16 protein-coding genes are annotated in these 18,435 nt (G+C 35.7%); all 16 read right to left on the bottom strand.

Going from position 1 to position 18,435, the window contains the following annotated elements:
* Window positions 1-14 precede the first annotated feature (14 nt).
* The 16 genes from PCY17_RS04765 to PCY17_RS04690 all read right to left on the bottom strand — a co-directional run bounded on the left by PCY17_RS04765 (window position 15) and on the right by PCY17_RS04690 (window position 18,435).
* Window positions 15-1,088: a hypothetical protein gene (locus PCY17_RS04765; RefSeq protein WP_301392043.1), complete on the bottom strand. Its 1,074-nt coding sequence runs from the start codon at window positions 1,086-1,088 to the stop codon at window positions 15-17.
* Between the two features lie 13 nt (window positions 1,089-1,101).
* Entirely contained in the window at window positions 1,102-1,440 is a 339-nt protein-coding gene (locus PCY17_RS04760) for a hypothetical protein (RefSeq protein WP_006152148.1), read from the bottom strand.
* A 91-nt stretch (window positions 1,441-1,531) separates the two neighbouring features.
* A complete protein-coding gene (locus PCY17_RS04755; protein WP_044021389.1) occupies window positions 1,532-3,382 on the bottom strand; it encodes an AAA family ATPase in 1,851 nt (616 codons plus the stop codon).
* A 2-nt stretch (window positions 3,383-3,384) separates the two neighbouring features.
* Complete coding sequence (locus tag PCY17_RS04750) at window positions 3,385-5,130, bottom strand: type IA DNA topoisomerase (protein ID WP_301392042.1); 1,746 nt, start codon at window positions 5,128-5,130, stop codon at window positions 3,385-3,387.
* A 161-nt stretch (window positions 5,131-5,291) separates the two neighbouring features.
* Window positions 5,292-10,145 (bottom strand): PBECR4 domain-containing protein, encoded by a 4,854-nt coding sequence (locus tag PCY17_RS04745; protein ID WP_301392041.1) that lies wholly within the window; start codon window positions 10,143-10,145, stop codon window positions 5,292-5,294.
* Between the two features lie 11 nt (window positions 10,146-10,156).
* The gene (locus PCY17_RS04740) at window positions 10,157-10,417 is read right to left on the bottom strand and encodes a hypothetical protein (RefSeq protein WP_000424244.1); all 261 of its coding nucleotides are present in this window, start codon (window positions 10,415-10,417) and stop codon (window positions 10,157-10,159) included.
* A 116-nt stretch (window positions 10,418-10,533) separates the two neighbouring features.
* On the bottom strand, window positions 10,534-12,903 hold the full coding sequence (gene mobP2, locus PCY17_RS04735; protein ID WP_001103206.1) for a MobP2 family relaxase: 2,370 nt from the start codon (window positions 12,901-12,903) through the stop codon (window positions 10,534-10,536).
* An 18-nt stretch (window positions 12,904-12,921) separates the two neighbouring features.
* Window positions 12,922-13,482, bottom strand: coding sequence for a hypothetical protein (locus tag PCY17_RS04730; RefSeq protein ID WP_070696819.1), 561 nt, complete (start codon window positions 13,480-13,482; stop codon window positions 12,922-12,924).
* 10 nt (window positions 13,483-13,492) lie between these two features.
* Window positions 13,493-13,942 (bottom strand): hypothetical protein, encoded by a 450-nt coding sequence (locus tag PCY17_RS04725; RefSeq protein ID WP_070479951.1) that lies wholly within the window; start codon window positions 13,940-13,942, stop codon window positions 13,493-13,495.
* Window positions 13,943-13,952: 10 nt separating this feature from the next.
* On the bottom strand, window positions 13,953-14,741 hold the full coding sequence (locus PCY17_RS04720; RefSeq protein WP_301392040.1) for a DNA/RNA non-specific endonuclease: 789 nt from the start codon (window positions 14,739-14,741) through the stop codon (window positions 13,953-13,955).
* A gap of 2 nt (window positions 14,742-14,743) precedes the next feature.
* The gene (locus PCY17_RS04715) at window positions 14,744-15,091 is read right to left on the bottom strand and encodes a hypothetical protein (RefSeq protein ID WP_265472675.1); all 348 of its coding nucleotides are present in this window, start codon (window positions 15,089-15,091) and stop codon (window positions 14,744-14,746) included.
* Window positions 15,084-15,419 carry a hypothetical protein gene (locus PCY17_RS04710; protein ID WP_301392039.1) on the bottom strand — a complete coding sequence of 112 codons (336 nt, stop codon included), beginning with the start codon at window positions 15,417-15,419 and terminating at the stop codon, window positions 15,084-15,086. Before PCY17_RS04710 ends, PCY17_RS04715 begins: the two co-directional genes overlap by 8 nt.
* A gap of 372 nt (window positions 15,420-15,791) precedes the next feature.
* On the bottom strand, window positions 15,792-16,079 hold the full coding sequence (locus PCY17_RS04705; protein ID WP_301392038.1) for a hypothetical protein: 288 nt from the start codon (window positions 16,077-16,079) through the stop codon (window positions 15,792-15,794).
* Between the two features lie 33 nt (window positions 16,080-16,112).
* Entirely contained in the window at window positions 16,113-16,469 is a 357-nt protein-coding gene (locus PCY17_RS04700) for a hypothetical protein (RefSeq protein ID WP_049510606.1), read from the bottom strand.
* Between the two features lie 120 nt (window positions 16,470-16,589).
* Complete coding sequence (locus PCY17_RS04695) at window positions 16,590-17,417, bottom strand: hypothetical protein (protein WP_049510607.1); 828 nt, start codon at window positions 17,415-17,417, stop codon at window positions 16,590-16,592.
* Window positions 17,418-17,433: 16 nt separating this feature from the next.
* A complete protein-coding gene (locus PCY17_RS04690; RefSeq protein ID WP_301392037.1) occupies window positions 17,434-18,435 on the bottom strand; it encodes a hypothetical protein in 1,002 nt (333 codons plus the stop codon).

The following is an 18,435-nucleotide window of genomic DNA, read 5'->3' as shown; positions in this document are numbered from 1 at the left end:
TGATTTTTCCTTTTCTAATTTTTAAGATAATTTGATTCTTTTGGTTCTGTTTCTACAACAAATCCATATTTTGAAGAATCAGAAGTTTTTACATCAAAAGTTAATCTAACACTAGATGATTTATCCCCTCTTTTGACAGACAGGATATAGGAAACCGTATATCTTTGAGTTTCTGAATCATAATTCAATTTCTCTAAAATAACGGACTGTAAAATTCCTTCTTTTGGTTTAGTAAATTTTGCATCACCTTCAGAAAGAAAATCTACTAGGTTTTCTTTTTTGCCCGAGTAATAAGAAGGTAAGAAATAACGGCTAAAGACATCAACTTCATTTTTCGTTGAAATGATGAGTTGAGTATTTTTTTGTTCCTGATATAAGAAATTTACTTTTTCGGACTGACTTGATAGTTGAGCGAAAGCAAAAAATACGCAAACGATATTTACTACTGCAAGCACTCCCAAAACACCTAAAAATAGATAAATTTTCTTCAGAGAAACTGACTGCTTTTGAGCTATAGGAGGGGCAACAGTTGTTTGACCTCCTGCTTTTAGATCATGTGATGGACGGTTTGGCTGTGAAAGAACCGCCAGCTCACCTTCAGCTGGGAAAAGAGGAAGAGAAGAATCGGACAATCCCATACTTTGTTTATATACAGGATAAATCTGGTTCTCAAAATACTCCCTTTTTTCTTGATAGCTGTAATTCGCAAATTCAGAGCGAGTAAGTATCGCTTGAATGAGGGGAAGCAGGAGATTTTCATAGTCTTCAGTAATCAGAAATGGACTAGCGTAAACCTCTCCTTCTGTTACCACGTTTTTCCCTTCCAGATGGGCGATTGCTACTTTTTTCAGCTGAAACTGACCATACATCTGTTTCAACTCTCTAAATAACAACTCTGCCTGTTGAAATGTTAGGTAGGGGAAATTTTTTGAAATCGGCTGAGAAAAATCAGAAAGATGATCCAATCCCTCAATGATATCAAGTAATTCACTATCATCTTCTGGACCTCTTCCATCTTCCCAGGAGATTTCTAAAAATAGATCATCTGTAATCGTACAGCAACCTTTATTAAAGAGTGAAAAAGCCATAAATCACCACCCCTTAACTTTTCACGAAATCAAAAATCCATTCAATAATACTTGGTCCCGCTGAAACACCAATAATTGCAATTGCAATTGATACCCAATGTTTTTTCATTGAGGCTTTTAACTCCCGTCCACCAAACGCATAAATGAGCGAGGTGACAACGGCAGCTAGACCAAATAGCGCAACACTGACTAGCTGAACTTTTGTAATTCCTTGTTTTGCCAAGTTATCCGACTTAACAAATGGATCGTCCGCATACACGGTAGATCCTGTTAGGAATAGGGAAAGGCTCAATAAAAACATCTGTGATTTTGTTTTTACTTGCTGAATTTGTCTTGTCAAATAATTTTTCATAGAAATCCTCCTTTGTTTTTTTGACAACGTTAGTATAATAGATAATTGAAAAAAATTTTTTAAAGGGACAATCATTTTTTTAAGGTGAGTTTTAAGAAAATAATGCTTCACCAAATGACGTATTTTCAGCTTCGACCTCGAATAATATTTTTCTTTTGTCTTCACGGTGATACTCATCTGGTGCATCACCTTCTACCCAAAGATGGAAATGATACTCTTGGTTGGGATCAGATAAGTTCAGAAACTCTTTAGAAATTAAAGGAAGTACTTTATGCTTAATCACTCTTTCAAGTGGCCGTGCACCGTCCTTTATATTTGTTCCTACATCCAATAAATAAGTAACCAAACTTTCTTCGTAAGAGAGAGTCAACTTTTTATTCTTCATTCTTTCTTGAATTTCTGATAGCTGTTTGACAATAATTTCCTTATTCACTTCCTCGTCTAACATGTTAAAAATCAATTTATATTCAATTCGATTGAGAAATTCTGGTCGGAATTTAGTCTCCAACTCCAACGTCATGCTCTTTTCAAACTGAATTTTATCCCTATCGGTTAGCTTTTTAAAATTCCCTTTCAATTCGTACTGCTTAATAATTTTTTGAGAACCAATATTCGTAGTAATAATGACAATCGTATTCTTAAAGCTCACTTGCCTTCCAGTTGAATCAGTCAAACGTCCTGCATCAAGTACCTGCAAAAATAAATCTACAACTTCCGAGTGTGCTTTCTCCACCTCGTCGATCAGAATAACGCTATAAGGTTTCTGTTTAATCTTCTCAGTCAATTGACCTTTCGTTCTAGTTTGACGATCGCCAATCAGCTTTGTGATATCTCCCTTTTGTTTATACTCAGACATATCAAAGCGAATGATTGCATCCTCATCATCAAACATCCCCTCTGCCAATGCCAGGGCAAGCTCTGTTTTCCCAACTCCTGAAGTTCCTAAAAACATGAAGGAAGACAAGGGCTTTCTTTGATCCTGTAAGCCAGCTTGTGCAACAGTTATAGCGTTCACAACAGCTTCTACAGCCTCATCTTGGCCTTTAACACGTCGTGACAGCTTTTCTTTTAAACCATCTAGCCTTTCCTTGTCACCTTTCAAAATCGTCGTGACAGGAATACCTGTTTTATTTTTCAGCACCTCTGCAATTTCTTGCTTACCTACATGGCCTAACCCATTTGTAGAACAAATTGTCGCTGCTTCATCTATTAAGTCAAAGGCTTTATCAGGTAAAAATTGATCAGGTATGTAGCGAACAGATAGAAGTACAGCTTGTTTTACAGCATCGGAACTAATAGACACCTGGTGAAATTTTTCATAAATAGTTTTAGCTTGTTCAAGAATTTCAATCGCTTGAGTAGTTGTTGGCTCATCAACTATAATTGGCTGCATCCTTCGCTCTAGCGCTCGATCCTGTTCGACATACTCATGAAATTCATCTAAAGTAGTTGCGCCAATCAATTGCATCTCACCACGTGACAAAACTGGCTTTACAATATTTCCAGCATCCAAAGCGCCCTTATCTGAACCACCAGCACCAACAATAGTATGAAATTCATCAATAAAGAGAAGATTCTCTCCTTTGGTTTCTACCATCTCCTCAATAATTTTTTTAAACTTAACAATAAATCCTCCATCCTCATCTGACATTAAGCTAGATAGTTCCAGAGAACGCACGGTCAAATTTTTTAATTTTGGAGATACCTGGTTTCTTAAAATGGCTAAAGCAAATCCTTCAACAATAGCTGTTTTTCCAACTCCAGCTTCTCCTACCAAAATAGGATTATTCTTAGTTCGCCTGAGAAGAGTGGTCTGAACAGCTTCTACTTCTTTATCACGTCCGTACACCTGATAATCTTCCGCTTTTTTTGAAACTTTTTCTGTCAAATTATCTGTATAACGATCTAAATAGGGTGTTTTTTTCTTTTCTTCAGTAGTCACACTTAGTCACCTCTTTCTTTTACTTCCTTGATTTGAAGAGTGAGCTTATCTTTTATCGCATCCACAAATTCTCGTGGATTGATTGTCCCTTCTCCAATCTGAGATAGAAACATTTCCCAGCCTCCTGTTGTCTCTGGATCAGAGAATTCATTGTCATAGAGATAATTGATAAGTAGATAGCCCTTATTGGTGGGAGTTAGTTGACCTGTTTTTTTATCTTTAACAACATAACCCTTACTTTGAATTTTTTTAATGATTTCTCCTCTAGTGGCTTGTGTTCCCAAGCCATATTTAGGAAATACTTGGCCAATCAATTGGCTTTCAGTTAGTCTTTTAGGTGGTTTTGTTTCACCTCCTACAATTTGAACCTGCGTATCAATTTTATCTCCCACTTGATAATCAGGAACTTCAACAGAACCTCGTACCTTTCGAGAACTCCATTCAGCCCATCCTAACTTATGAAGCGTTCTACCTTTTGTTTTAAAAACAAGACCATTATTTTCTACATCGATTGTTTTTATTGAATAATGACAATCATCCGCAAACATCAAGATCGCCTGCTTCACAACTGCTTCATAAATCAGTCGTTGGTCAGTTTTTAAATTTGCAAGGTTTGGAATTTTTTCAGTCGGAATCAAGGCTGAGTGGCTCGTACCAGACACTTTTTCATCATTGACGTAATCTTCTCTAGGCTCCAAAAACGCTGGCTGAAAATGACAATTAATAGCTTTTTGATAGGCAGATAGATTTTCTTTTAAATCATCAAATTCAAAATGACTGATGTATTCTGAGTCTGGTCGTGGATAGGAGAGAAAACCTTCCAAGTACAGTCCCTCAACAATGCTCTCAGTTTTATCTGAGTCAAATTTCCAGGCGCTTGCTGCAAAACTTTGTAATGCAGACAAGGTAAATAATTGTGGAGCTGATTTCTGATGATTTTCTACCTCAACTGAAGAAATAACAGAGGTGGTTGATAATCCCCTTGAAGAGGCTAAAATAGCCTCACTATCCTTAGTTTTGTCTTTTGTGGTGAAAAATACCCCATTTTTCTTATCCTCCAACTGAAGCTTCCAATATTTTTCTGGAGTAAAGTTGCGAATCTCTAAATCATTCTCACAAACTAGTCTGACCGCTGGTGTTTGAACTCGGCCAACAGATAGATGGCTACCTTTTGTTCGAGGGAGTTGCCCTCTTGCTTGAAGATCAATCGTTGCAAGAGGTGATAAATTCATGCCTACCAACCAATCGCTTTGTGCACGTGCTTCAGCTTCTAAATAGTAATTATAGGTTTCTGAAGGTTCCTTCAATTCCTGAAAAGCTTTTTGAAGAGTTTTCTTTGTCATGGAGCTTGCCCAAAGACGTTTCCAAATTTTCTCCTTGCCTCCTGGTATATGCGATAAAATAGAGTACGCAATCCGCTCTCCTTCTCTATCAGCATCCGTCCCAATAATCACTTGATCCGCTGCTACCACTTCATCATAAATTCTCTTGAATTTTTCTCTTGAATTTTTGTCCTCTTTGAGATGTTGCTTAAATGAAACATTTGTCAGAGGTAATTTATCAAGTGACCAGTTGTCTGGTTCACTGTATTCAAATAGGTGCCCTTCAGCAGCCACCACATGAACTTCAGCTGGAAAATAGAGTGGTTGCCTGATAACATAGACACCTTTCTTTTTACTAAATTGTCCTAAAGCTGTAGCGTAAGCTTCTGCCTGTTTCTCTTTTTCAGCCAGAATAACTATAACCATATCATTCTCCTTCTACTTCATTTTCTGTCATTGTAAGCTATAATTAAAAAATATTTTGTAAAGGGACATTGACACAGAGTAGAACGAGTTCATATCAAAGAACAACACAAAAAGTTATATAACTTTTTATACAAAAAAGAGGCTCATAAAGAGCACTCTTTCTATACTTTAAGCCCCTTCTTTGGGCTTTGGATAAAATTTTGATTTTGTCCCACCTGTCTATTCAACTGATAAGGCTTTGTATGTTGTTCAACACTTTTTACAATCTTAGATACTGTTCCATGAATCCGTTTCATAGATTGCGCTAGTTGTTGATCATCAAGAGAGGTCAAATTATCAGTCCAAATTGCCATATAGCGAATGGCTTTCTCAGAGGTATCTAACCCAAAGTGCTTAGAAACGAGATAACTTGTCATCTCAGCTTCAAGTTCTCTACGATCTTTTGAGACATCTTCCTTATATGAGTTAGCAAATTTAGGATTATGTAGACTAGCATGCGCCAACTCGTGAATAGTGGTTGCAACGACTTCTCCAGGAGTATTATCTGGATTCAAAAGTATCTTTTGTTCATCTGGATAAAAAGCTCCTTTCGCACTCCTCAACTCTTTTGCATCGTCTTGATAGATTGCTACCCCAATATTCTTAGCATAGTCTGAAAGTCCTTCAAGCACCTCTTTTGTACGAATATGATCCATATTAAAGTTATAGTGACGATTTGGCATCGCTTTGGGATAAAATTCAGGCTTCAAGGTTGTTTGGGACAACTCAAATACTTTATACGTAGCGAATTTAGCTAAGCCTGTATTTGAATCTCTTTCTTGGAAGAAGCGAGATTTCAATTTTCCTTCTTTCTTTAAAACCTTTTCTTCAGGTGTCGCTTCAGAAAGTCTTTTATATTTTGGATTGCCTTTTCCATTTTTTACCTGGTTCCCATTTTCATCCAATACAGGAATCATTTCAACCATCATAGGTCTAAACAAGGTAATATGTGATTTTTCTCCTGTCTTAACCGAAAGATTGTTATGGACAACTTCTCTTGTTCGACCTGTTTTTTTATTGGTATAGGTATTTCTAGTTTCAAATACCTGATCTGAAGTAATCCCAAGAACTTCCCCCATCGATTGCCATTGATTATAGGTTGCGACTGCACTCGCTCCTGGCCACTGTTCCTGAATCAAAGCTACATTTCTAGGAGAAAGTTCTGGAAACTTACTCATAAAATTCAGATACTCTTCTAACCGTTCTGGTGTTTCTGTGTACTCCCTCACTTTTTGAAAAGCAACTTCACTCAATTCATGAGGCGTTAAAGTAGCATAATCAATACTACTTGAGTTTACTTCAGGGGTTTCCAAATCCGAAATAGATTCCTCTTTCAGAATCTCCTCTACACGCTGAAGCAAATTAGTTTTAGTTTCTTGCTTAGAAGATTGAAAAGCTACCGTTTTTCTTGTATCAGGAGTTTGACCCTCTCCTTCTTCTATCAATCGAGCTGATTCATTCGCTTCCAGGGAAATTTCCTTATTCACCACTCTATTTTCCAGCTGAGAAAGAATTTCTTCATCCATCGATGCTAGTTCAGATTGACCGTTGAGTCGACGATATCCTAACCCTAGCATTTGTGAAATTGGTGTAGTCTCATCTCCAATATCATAACGAATTCCCTCCTTAATCAATTCACCACCTGGAGCATAAACATCAAACTTAATTTTGGTAGGAGGGATATAGCCTTCAGTATTGCCTGCTGTTATTTGTTTTATTCCTTCTTGATGAATTGGATAAAAGTCCTGATTGGCCTTATATAGCTCCCTAGCAAAATCTTGATAAGATATCAGCTCTGTCTCTTTAAATGGCAATTTCGGGCCACCTGGGCGATCCTCAGACCATTGAAGGCGTACATGGTAGTTCTCCTTATAAATATGATCTTGTGTCCATTCTTTATAAAAATCTGAATTTGTATCTAGGAGATGATCTTTCCCAGCTGCAGCAACAATCTGATCAAATTTATCATTGTACTGTTTCGCATAGTCAAGATACTGATTCCAGGCTTGATGAAATTCTTCTGGAGTTTTTGAAATGTCACCTGGCACACCTAAATTATAGACAGTATCTAAGACTTGAGTAAAGGTAGCTGAATCAAGTGAGGTTTTATTCAGTGTGTTCTCTGGAGCTGGTAGTTCAGGTTCATCAGAAACCTCCTCATACTTCTTATTTTTTAAGATAGATAACATTTCCTCGCCACCATCTTTAACATATTCATCATTAATCGATAGCTGTTCAATCTGGCCATCACGTTCACGGAACACACCAAGAATAGGTGTTTTATCTACCGTATCTAGTTCCTTGGTAATTTTTGTCCGAGACTTAAAAACTGATATTGGAATATAGTTTTCTTCCTCTAACTCTTTGAATAGCAAGATAATATCTTTATCATCAGACTTTATAAGACTATCAAAACGTCCACCATATCGCCTAAGATTAGTTAAATCATCAAAATAGAACGAAGTACTTTCTGTTGCGACTGAAAGATCTGATAAGACCTTTAGTTTGTCAAAAGCCGCATCATTATTAGCCAATAAAATATTGTCAAAATGCCCATTTCCTTCTGCAAAATCATGTAAAGTTTTCTCAGGTGTCTGCCCTAATGCAATTGGCTTAATTCCTGTTAGGTGCATGAAGTGCTTTTCTTCAAAATGCACTTGTACAGTCTTATCAGGGGTAACATAATAAATCTTTGAGTTTGCCAACTCATCCAAATAATATTGAGCTGCATTTTGCAAAGCTAGTCTACGGATTGGACGATTTAATTTAGTTAATTCATCCAAGGAAATAGAGTGATAGTAGCCATCATTACTTGACTGAAACTCTTCATTTATGGTAAAATAAAGTAAATGAGAGGATGTCGTAGGACGACTGGTAACAGAGCGTTCAAAGGTGCCAACTTTTGGTACGGGTGTGGGACTGCCTTCAGCTTCGGGCTGTAAAGACCCCAGACTACCACTGGTCCTCTCATTTTTTTGTTGCTCCAAAATCACATCTAGCTCTTGAGATTTCTCAGGGGCTTTTTCTTCTGAAGTCTCCATTATCTTAATAGGATGAGTCTCAAGACGTGACATCAAGTTATCCAACAATTCATGATTTAAAACCACTTCTCCCTCTTGCCCTTCCAGATAGTGGAACAATGTATTTGGAGTTACCACAAAACCATAGGTAAAATCTCTTTTACCCGATTCAATCAATGGATACTCCAGCATTCGCTCAATCGATTGTGATAGATTATCAAGGGTTCTTTCACCAAAATAGACGCCAAAACTGTCACTTGAAAGGCTTTCTATCTGCTTGTTACTATTGTAGGCTGCTATTGCAAGTTCACCAATAAACTGGGTTGAAATATCTACTCCCAAAGTTCTCTGATGAGGTTTCAATGTTTGATACAAAGAATCCTGCTCAGAAGTCCCTTTTTTCTTGTATAAATCAACCGTTCGATCATCAATAGAGGTTAAAAGTGAATGAATAGGAGACAATACTTCCATTCGTTTAGCGTTGAGGTATTTAGTAGGATGGCTATTTCCTAACTTCGCAAAGACATCATACAGATAGAAATCTGGTGCAAATTCGATTGATAATTCTCCAGATTGAATCCGATTATTTAATCTCTTAGTTAATGCTTCGTTTTCCTGCTTTACCTCTTCGTAGCTCATCAATCTTTCAGCATTCTTTTCTGTATTGGCAATAGATTCTTGATTGCTTGGAATATGTTTGTCTTCCATAGTCAGATCTGTTTCAGAGGATCTAGTCGACTGAACAGAAAAAGAGATATTATTCCAATTTTCCTTCAACCATGTTGCATCTTCAGGAGAAAGGTGGCTGGTATCAGGAAAGGGACTTGATTCTGATAAAGTTGCTTCAGCCTTTTCTTCAAATTCTGATTCTCGACTATCAGATTTTTCTTCCTGTTGATTCTTTAGAACATCATTCCAGTCTGTTTTATCTTGCCCTGGTCTTAGTTCTGGTAGATCCGAATTGATAACAGCTCCTTTTGCTTCCAATTCTTGAATGAATGTTCTACCTGCTTTATCATTATCTAAAGCTAGGGTAATTAAATCCGCATTTTTCCCATCTTCAAAAAAGTGATGATCAATAGCTACTTGAAGCCCGTCTGCCATTTGTTCAGGTGTCCATCTTAGTGGTTTTCCTGAAATTTCAGCTTGAATTTGAGATAGATGACGCCCAATAGTCGATTCTTTCAAACCATCCATAGAAACTAATCTGACGTCCTGAAGACTATCCTTGTGCAATTCATAGTAGGACATTAAATCGATTGGACTCTCAGTGAAAATCAATCGTTTTGGACTGCCAATATCAACATGAATACCAGTCATAGGATCGGAGTTTTTCATAATCACTTTAGCATATCCATGTTTTGGCCACTTCTCCCAATTTTCCTGTATTCCTTGTAAAGAGGCTCCAACAACTTCACCTGAAGAAGAAAGGGACTTGAATACAATGACTTGCTCAATCGCATTTGTTGAATTTCCGCTATTACCTTCCGCAAAGTAGTCAAGTTTGGCATTAGCTTGGGCTAAAACGCCCTGTTCCAAAAAATAATCAATCGTTTCATCGGATAGCCCACGTTGATTTCGTAAGTAGTCTCGTCCAGCTGATAACGGCTGCTCGTATTTCTCAAGATAGTATTTAAAATCCTCTTGAGGCCTTTCAACCATTTGAAACTCTTTAAAATTTCCATCATTTAAAAAATCTACCGATTGGTTAAAATCTACTTCCTTTATTGTCTCAACCAAAGAAATCGCATCTCCACCTGTATTTCTAGAAAACCATTTCCATAAATTCTTATCAGGTGAAATAACTAGGCTATCATGTTCTTTCCATCGATAGTCTCGTCCAGATTGAACCAGCTCCATCTGGAGCTCGTTTGCAACATCCAAAATATCTCTAGAACGTGCAAATTCAACACGTTCTCTACGACTTTTCCCACGTCTTGATTCTTGTTCTGTCATATAAAATCTCCTTAAAATCCTTCATACTGTGGTTTGTACGGCTCTTTCTCTGCTTGTAGAAACGTTTCTGGATCTAAGTGAACCAATTCCCCTACTGAAAAAGATTCAAATAGCTCAGAATTTTCCTTAAAATCTAGAACCATTTCTAAATCAGAATTTCTTCCTTGACCCTCAAAATGCACTTGCTTATTATCGGCATTCATTGCCGTAATTAACCATTCAGCTGAAAAGTCAAAGGCTTCAACTGCTACATCTGGAAATACTAGCTCCATTTTTCTTCTCCTTTCTCTTTTTATCCTTCTATTCTATGTAATAATCGAAAAATCACAGTTAAAGGGACAATATAATTCCATTTTCAACAAAAAAGTCATTGCTTTTACAATGACTCTTATATACTTTGTCCTTTTTCCTCAAGTTCTTGCCTCTCATCACTTCTCTCACGTTCCATAAGGGCTTTTTTATTTGCACGTTGGGCCCTTTGAAGAGAATTGGTCAAATTTCTCATAAAATCTGTATTGATGATTGCTTTGCCTTGGGATTGTTGGACGTTTTTTCTTTGCAAGTTCTTCCTTTCTTGCATTTTATGTGAAACAGCTTGAGCTAACTGACTTTTCTGATTGCTTTCTTCCTCTGGCAATATTTTTTGATAGAGTGATTTGAGTTCAGAAAATCCTTTCGCATTCTCCCGTTTTAATTTTTGAATAGTCGTTTGATCAGTCGTTTGTGAAATTTCCTTGTTTCGACTGTAAATCTGATGTTTCAGCTGAAAAATTGAGATATGGGTCTGTAGTTCTTCTATATAGCTATCTTTCGTAACAGGATAGCCCTTTAGAATAGTCAGCACTCCTTCATCTTGAAGAGGTTGAACTGCCGCTAATTCTCCCTTCAGACGTTTAATAGGTGCTTGAATTGTTAATGAATCAGCCTTTTCTACTGAAAAAGAAACACTATCTTCAAATTGGTTAGCAAGAGATTGTTTTAAAGATTGGTCTGCTTCACCTAGTTTATAATTTGGAGTCAGTTGCAATTCAGTCAGCTTCAGTCTTTGAAGAATCTCCTTCTTTTTCAATTCAACAAATGGCTGATCCGTTTCAAGTGGTTGAATTTGATCAAAAAGAGTTTTACGAACTAATAAACTACTTTGTTTTTCCTCCAATAAACTCAATTTTAAAGCATAGCGAAATGTTCCTAACTCCTGGCGCTCTTTTAATGATCGATCACTTTTCTTTTTAGCTGCTTCTACAAGATCTTTCAAATCAGCCGAAGAAAATAGCGATAAGTCTCGTAAACCAAGTTGCTTCTTCAGTAAGTCTTCTTTCATCTGACTCACATCATAAACTAATTCCGTAACATATTCAGGACGTCCCAAACCTGTTCCGTGTTTGTCATAAGCAGCATAGACTGGTTTTGTAATTTCAATGGGTTTTGCCCCATCTTTCAAATCATAACCCAGTTTTTTCCAGGAATCTAGTGTTTTGATAACACTTGCATTTGGATCCTGTTCTAAAATCCTTTGTTGGTTCTTTACTGAGAAATTGGCCAAATTTTTTTCCAGCCGAACATCAGCTATTTCAGGAGCATTCTCACGAAATAGGTGCAAGATCTTATTTGCTAGTCGTTCTCTCAATTCTTTCTCTCGACTCGCTATTAATTGCTGCAGATGATAGCCTGCAGCCTCCTGTTGTGTTTTCTCAAAACGACCATCAACTTTCCGAATCTTCTCGTAGGTTGATTTTTTTTCAGCTGAATAAGCTCCTCTATAGGTTTCTAGAAAGTTCTTCGTTTCTTTCAGAAATTCTTGATAGAGCTCTTTCCCATCATTTTCTAAATAGGAGTCCAGATAGCGGTCAAGGAAGAATTTACTGACTGCAAAATCTCTTGCATTTGATCCATAACGCCATTTTTTATCCATTGGCAAATGGTTGTAAGCCTGCTCCAAAAAATTTTTTTCAGCCGAAGAACGAACCTTCTGATCTCTAAATACAGAATTAATCAATTCACTTCTGATATTCGCCAAGATTTGTTCTCGTCGAACAATCATTCCTCTAGTCTGTTCATTCAACAGACCATGAAAAACATCACTTTTAAAACGCTCAATAGTTTTCTGGGAAAAGTTTCCTCTAAATTCCATTCGTCCACGAGGTCGATAGAAAATTTTTTCTCTTGCAGATTCAACTTCAGATAAACCAAAATGCACATGAATATTGTCCGTGTTCAAGTGAATATTGGCCCACCAAAATGATGAATCAGATAAGCCTTCTTTTTCAATCAACCTTGGCAATGCTTCACGTATGACAGACTTGATAGCTTGCTGATCGACTTTCCCAGTTTCCAAATCATATAATCCTTCTTTGGCTAAAAAATCATTATCAAAAGAGATAACACCCTGCCATAGAAGAGAGCCATTTTGATAAGCCTGTTCTAACTTACTTTTCAATTCAGTTACTTTGCTACGCTGCAAGTAATTGGCCTCTTTTGTAAAAATCGCTGTCATCTCTTCATTTTGGTTTTCAGTAGCATAAGAACGATTCATATAATCGATGTACTCCTGGAAATTAAGTTTTGTTTCTGGAACTTCAGCTTGGATTTTTTGTAGTTCATCTTCAGTTAGAGACTCAATATTTTGTCTGTGCGTTTCTAAATTTAATTCATTATCAACCTCGACAGCTTCGTCTCTATTGGTGTAGTCTACAAACCCACTATTTGCTTCTGTATATTGCAGCATGAAGGTAATACTTGGACTAGAAGACACGTTCATTATTTTCCTCTCTTTGAATTAAAATAGTCCATTTTTTCTTAAAAGAGCATAGTCTTTTAATAACGGTTGTAATTCTTCAGGTTCAACTTGAAAATCATTAATCCACCGTCCTGATTGAGAAATATGTAATTCTTTTTGCTCTTCAATAAATTGCATGGGAATCAATAAGATATTTGGTTTTTCTAACTCTGAACCACTTTCTCGTTCTAAAAAGGCGACAATAAAATCTTGATTTCCTTTTGTCCTCAATTGCCAGTGATGGGAGTTCCCGTTTTTCCTTTTATACAATGAGCTGTATTTTACATCAATCGTTAGACCATCTAGCCAAAAATCATATACCGGATTATTTTTCTTGAAATACTTATTCGCATCCGTTGCATCTGGAACATACTTTTGAAAAAGCTCCTCGGCCATTCCCCCGAGCTTAGCTGTCCTAGAACCATACTGAATTTTATCTTGAATTTTAAGGCAGCCACTCTTTATTAATTTCAAATGAGCTATATGAGTTGGCAGCCCTGACTGTTTCACCGCTTCATGAAAATCTCCTGTTTCTAAATAGATTTCAACAATATCTACCATTTACTGTACCTCAATGAGAATGTTTGATAGTTTGACCACGTGCAATATCTTCTTGAATAATATCGTTGATTCGTGCCATCAATTCATGTTGTGTAGGATCCAATCGTGAATGAATAGATTCCAATTCTTGAACATCAAAATCATCTTTCGTAATAGCATGAAAGTTGGTTAGCGTTAGATAGAGAATTTGATCAAGTTGACGATGAATTGCCTTGTTATCATTTCCAGAATCAAAGGTATCCCCCAAATTTTTTTCCAGCTGAGTCAGTCGCTCATAGAAATTTTTTCCTTCTCCTAATTCAATAAAAAGTTTATAAAAAACTTCAATCAAAGTGACAAGCGTTGCTGAATTATTTCGATACTGTTTCTGCAAAGCAGACGATTCTTTCAAGTAGGATTTTATTTCCTTAAATTTTTCATGTGTTTCTTCGCTAAAATATAAGCTAAGTCTTGGATTCATTTTTCCCTCCTCAATTTTTCTGAGATGATCCTGTCAAATAATTGATTTTATATCCTGGTTGAATATTAAAGATATATACATCAAATGAGATCTCATCATCTTCGATACTCTGTGCTTCCATACGAACTCCTCTAGCAACTAATTCCACATTTCTAAAAATGGGAGTTACTCGATAGCGAACATGGTGGTTCGTATTTTTTATGTAGTTAGCAATTTTATTTTCATAGTAAACCATAGATGATTGTTCATCTTCAAAATTTGCATTTAAAGCACGTGTACCTGTAAATAAATTTTTAGCATTCGCATTCTCTCCACTTAATTGAAAACCGATTAAGTGAGAACGATTATATAAATAATCTTCTTTCCCGTTGAAAATTATTTTTTTATTTTTCCATCCTGTTGGTGTGATAGACGAAATAGATTCTCTATCTTCAGTTGGCATCAATTCTTTTCCCAACATCGCTTCAGCAATTCCTACACGATTTAAAAAATCTAGATCAGAATATTTTTCCCAGCTGCCATTTTCTAAACTCAATTCGCTCTTTGTAAATTGTGATTTTTCATTGACGACAATCACCTGATTTTTTCCATCATACTCCTTCGATTTCAAATCATCATTTTTCAGAGTAGAATTCAAATTTGAGTCGGAATTTTTTTCTTCAGCTGAATCGGCTATGTTCAATTGATTCGGGATATCATTTTGTGTTAAGCCAGATTTGATAGCATTAAAATTGTTAGGTTGTACGACAAATATTGCAAGAAAAATGAGAATGATGAACAGAGATTTATTCTTCTTCATTTTTAAACACCACCTGACCGTCGTTCAGCTTCAAGTGCTGATACATCATCCATAAAATGTAACCAATTTGTGGTTAGTTCATTTACAATATCTTGTTTAACATTTAAAGCTGAAAGAGAAATTTCATTCTTCAACATCAATTCTAAAATCTGCCTTTGTTGTTCTTTGATATCAGATAATGTTTCCGCAAATTGATTATTGTACAAATTCAATCCGTCATTCATTACGATATTTTGAACTTGCGATAACATAAACTCATTGAAACTTGGATAGTTATATTTTTTTGAAATATCTCGAAGTTGTTCAAACATATCATCAGGTATATTTCTGATTTTGATTTCTTTAGTCATCACTTTCCACCGCCCCTTCATACTCTAACCAACGTGAAATATGACCGCCATAACGATCCATTTTTTCTTCAAATTCAGAGAGTATCCTTGTCTGTTTTTTCATTTGTCCCAGAACATGGTCAGAAGCTAATTTCATATTTTCTAAATGAGCCACATACAAATCTTGAGCACGATTAAATTTTCCGTACTCAATTTTTTCACGACAGATTGAGAGCAGAAAATCATTAAATGACTTGGCTTTATTTTTCTTAGCAAGAGATTTTAGATAATTAATTTCATCATCAGTAAGGCCTCTAATCTCAATTCGATTTTGTTTTATATTTGCCATTATTTTAAATTTTCCTTTCTAAAAAACAGCGCCCTTCTTTTTTCTTTTGTCGAAGCAAAAGCAAAAAGAAGCAAAAAAGAAAACTTCAACCTCGCAACATCACGAACCGATACGGTTCTATTTTTGCGGTTTTTCAACACACTAACACACACAGAGGGACTAAGGTCCTTTTTAGGTGTGTTGTGGTAGAAAAGAGCATAAGGGAAACTGTCCCCACGAAGCGTGTGGAGTTGATAGTATCAACGTTTCCGGTACCGGTAATTTTCTCGGTTTCACCTACTTACACACACATGCTATACTTACCTTTACACACTTTATAGGTGTTATACTTACACTGTTTTTGACTTCATTTAGAAGTTCAAAACTCAAAAATTAAGACTGATTTTCAGCTGGAAAGCTTCCTTCTTCACGATTTTTCTTCGCTGCTAAACGTTGTTCTTTTTCATCTTCTTTGATGAGGTTTAATTCCATTTTTAACTCTTCAAAAATTGATTCATACGACTGATTTTTATTTTTCTTCAGTTGAATTTGAACATAAATTTTACCAATTTGTTTTTGAAGATTCTCTTCTGCTTCTTTACGTTTCTGTTCCAAAAGGGCAACTCTTTTCTTTGCCTCTTCTAGTTGATTATCAATTTTTTTTAAATCATTTTTAGCCATGATTACTTCTCCTTTTTTCTAATTTCGTATTTCTTAATTCCTTAATTTATTTCCTGCAAAGCTGGTAATTTTTTCTTTTATAATTTGGAAGTTGCTCCACAAATCGCCATCTAATTTCTTCAAATCAATCACATAAACTTCATGATCATTTTTCTTGATGGTTAGTGTGAAAGAACGTTCATCAATTTTAATTTCCTTTAGAACGAGGTACATTGAAGAAAACATTTCTCCTTTATACCCTGGATTACTATGATAGGTTATTCCATATTCATCAATATCCAGCACAACCCATTTCTGTTTTCTAATCAAACCTTTTGTACTTGTGAATACAGCACGATGCTTTCTAACTGGCTGATTTTCCTTTGGTGCTAATTTAAGTTGTTCTTTCATTTTTCTGCCTTTCTTTTTTTGATTGATTCTAGTATAAGAGATAACTGAAAAAAATTTTTTAAAGGGACAATCATAAAAAATAAATCCCCTTAATTCAAAAATTAAGGAGATTTTTGACTACTATTTATTGGTAAACACGAACTCGGCTTTCATAGAAAATGCATCCTTTTTACTTACATCAAATTGAATCAGCCAGAAAGAAAAATCATGTTTTTTCCCAAACGGGAAGACATAAAATACTGGATGATACAATTCTTCAATATCTACAAATTCTCTTTCAAGAGGAGCTTCAGAACCATTCCATGCTTTTCTATAATAGGAAATACCTGTCCGTTTTTCTCTATTCAAAAAACTTAATTCTACAATATCTTGATAATCCTTTTTCACTGCTCGCTGATTAATCGTAATCATTCGTTGGTTTGCATCACCTTCATCAGCATCTATAAAAAGATTGATTTTAGGAGGTAACTTATCTTTTAATTTTCGGATTCCAAGGTAGTCCTTATTTAAGATATTTTTGAACAGATAACGCTGAAAAAGTTTTGCTTGAAACCACTTCATGAAATAATAAATACCGATACTAAAGATTAGGGCTAAAAGCCAGAACGATGATTCGTTTTCTTGTATTGGTTTTTCTAATGCAGCTGTAAAAATGATGGCAAGTACAATATTTCTTATAAACATCTTTATAATCTGCATTTCAGCCCCTAAACGTAACTTCGTAAAAGGCGCACATAAAATAATCAAACACATCATTGATCCAAAAATCTTTGGATCAACCTCAAGTATTACGGAAACTTCTTTTATAAGAACAGCGCCTGTAACCATTACAAAAAATAAATATTGCCATTTAAAGGCTTGTCTAATAAGCCAATTCACTCCACAAATTGCAGATAATTTATATCCCAATTTATCAGTTTCTTTTACCATTTTAATTAAATTTTTCATTTTATTTTACCTCACTTTAATTCATTTCTACAGTTTCAATAGAGTTTGAAAATTCAAATGTTCCATCTTTAACAGCTTCTTTTTTCTTGTCCAAAGACTCCAATTTAGCCTTCAACTTTTCAATGTTTTTATAGGCTGTTTCGATGGTTCTGTTCTTCGTTTCGATGTTTGTATCCAGCGTAGCAATATTCTTTTGATTGGCTTCGAGATCATCACCCGTTAGATATTTTGCTTCTGCTTGAAGACTCGCTTTTCGTGAGTTATCATCTTCAATAGATTCCTTCAATTGAGAAATTGATGTCGTCAATTTTTGAGACTGTTCATTCTGGAAATTGATCTCTTTTTCGATTTCCTGAAGAGTAAATTCTTCTCTGGAGACAACTTCAATAGCTTTGATTTCAAGCTGAGGATTTTGAGGAGTTACAAAGAATTGTACAGTGTCCTCTTCTCCAGATTTCTTCTGAGAAACCTTTTTAGAATCACTGGATGGCGATGAAATATTCACATCAATTGAGCTAGAAGAGACTGTCTGATTCGTCACATCGATCGCAAATGCTCCAAAATTTTTCGGAACTCCTTTAATAATAACTGATACTTTATTATCAATGATTGGCACAACATCCATCTCTATTTTTGAGTCTTTATGTTGCGCATAGAGTTTCCATTTTAATCGTTTGGCATCGATGCCCCGATCTATCGAAGTCGTAGCATCTTTCGTCTCAAATTGTAAAACAATAATTCCAGTATCTGGTGAATATTCCTGGCTAACCAGTTTCATCTCACCACTCCCATTCGCAAATATCTGCTTGGTTTTGAGTTGTTCAGAAGTATATGTTTGTCTTTGTGGTGAGAAAATCGCTCCCATCAAAAGACTTAACCAGGTCACAAATAACATTGAGAAAATGACCAGTTTCCTCTTAATAATATTCTCTTGAAACCAAACTTTAGTCTTAATAAATGGCTTCAAAATTGGGCTAGATTTTATCTTTTCAATCCAGCGTTTGATTGTATCTATCAT

The organism is Streptococcus sp. SO2, assembly GCF_030440025.1.
This window is presented reverse-complemented; position numbering and strand designations above follow the sequence as displayed.

What these genes read in the sequence shown, in the direction of transcription:
- PCY17_RS04715 (WP_265472675.1), bottom strand. Translation starts at nt 15,091, where the DNA reads ATGACTAAAGAAATCAAAATCAGAAATATACCTGATGATATGTTTGAA.
- PCY17_RS04745 (WP_301392041.1), bottom strand. Translation starts at nt 10,145, where the DNA reads ATGACAGAACAAGAATCAAGACGTGGGAAAAGTCGTAGAGAACGTGTT.
- PCY17_RS04725 (WP_070479951.1), bottom strand. Translation starts at nt 13,942, where the DNA reads ATGAATCCAAGACTTAGCTTATATTTTAGCGAAGAAACACATGAAAAA.
- PCY17_RS04730 (WP_070696819.1), bottom strand. Translation starts at nt 13,482, where the DNA reads ATGGTAGATATTGTTGAAATCTATTTAGAAACAGGAGATTTTCATGAA.
- mobP2 (WP_001103206.1), bottom strand. Translation starts at nt 12,903, where the DNA reads ATGAACGTGTCTTCTAGTCCAAGTATTACCTTCATGCTGCAATATACA.
- PCY17_RS04700 (WP_049510606.1), bottom strand. Translation starts at nt 16,469, where the DNA reads ATGAAAGAACAACTTAAATTAGCACCAAAGGAAAATCAGCCAGTTAGA.
- PCY17_RS04690 (WP_301392037.1), bottom strand. Translation starts at nt 18,435, where the DNA reads ATGATAGATACAATCAAACGCTGGATTGAAAAGATAAAATCTAGCCCA.
- PCY17_RS04750 (WP_301392042.1), bottom strand. Translation starts at nt 5,130, where the DNA reads ATGGTTATAGTTATTCTGGCTGAAAAAGAGAAACAGGCAGAAGCTTAC.
- PCY17_RS04695 (WP_049510607.1), bottom strand. Translation starts at nt 17,417, where the DNA reads ATGAAAAATTTAATTAAAATGGTAAAAGAAACTGATAAATTGGGATAT.
- PCY17_RS04765 (WP_301392043.1), bottom strand. Translation starts at nt 1,088, where the DNA reads ATGGCTTTTTCACTCTTTAATAAAGGTTGCTGTACGATTACAGATGAT.
- PCY17_RS04705 (WP_301392038.1), bottom strand. Translation starts at nt 16,079, where the DNA reads ATGGCTAAAAATGATTTAAAAAAAATTGATAATCAACTAGAAGAGGCA.
- PCY17_RS04760 (WP_006152148.1), bottom strand. Translation starts at nt 1,440, where the DNA reads ATGAAAAATTATTTGACAAGACAAATTCAGCAAGTAAAAACAAAATCA.
- PCY17_RS04710 (WP_301392039.1), bottom strand. Translation starts at nt 15,419, where the DNA reads ATGGCAAATATAAAACAAAATCGAATTGAGATTAGAGGCCTTACTGAT.
- PCY17_RS04740 (WP_000424244.1), bottom strand. Translation starts at nt 10,417, where the DNA reads ATGGAGCTAGTATTTCCAGATGTAGCAGTTGAAGCCTTTGACTTTTCA.
- PCY17_RS04720 (WP_301392040.1), bottom strand. Translation starts at nt 14,741, where the DNA reads ATGAAGAAGAATAAATCTCTGTTCATCATTCTCATTTTTCTTGCAATA.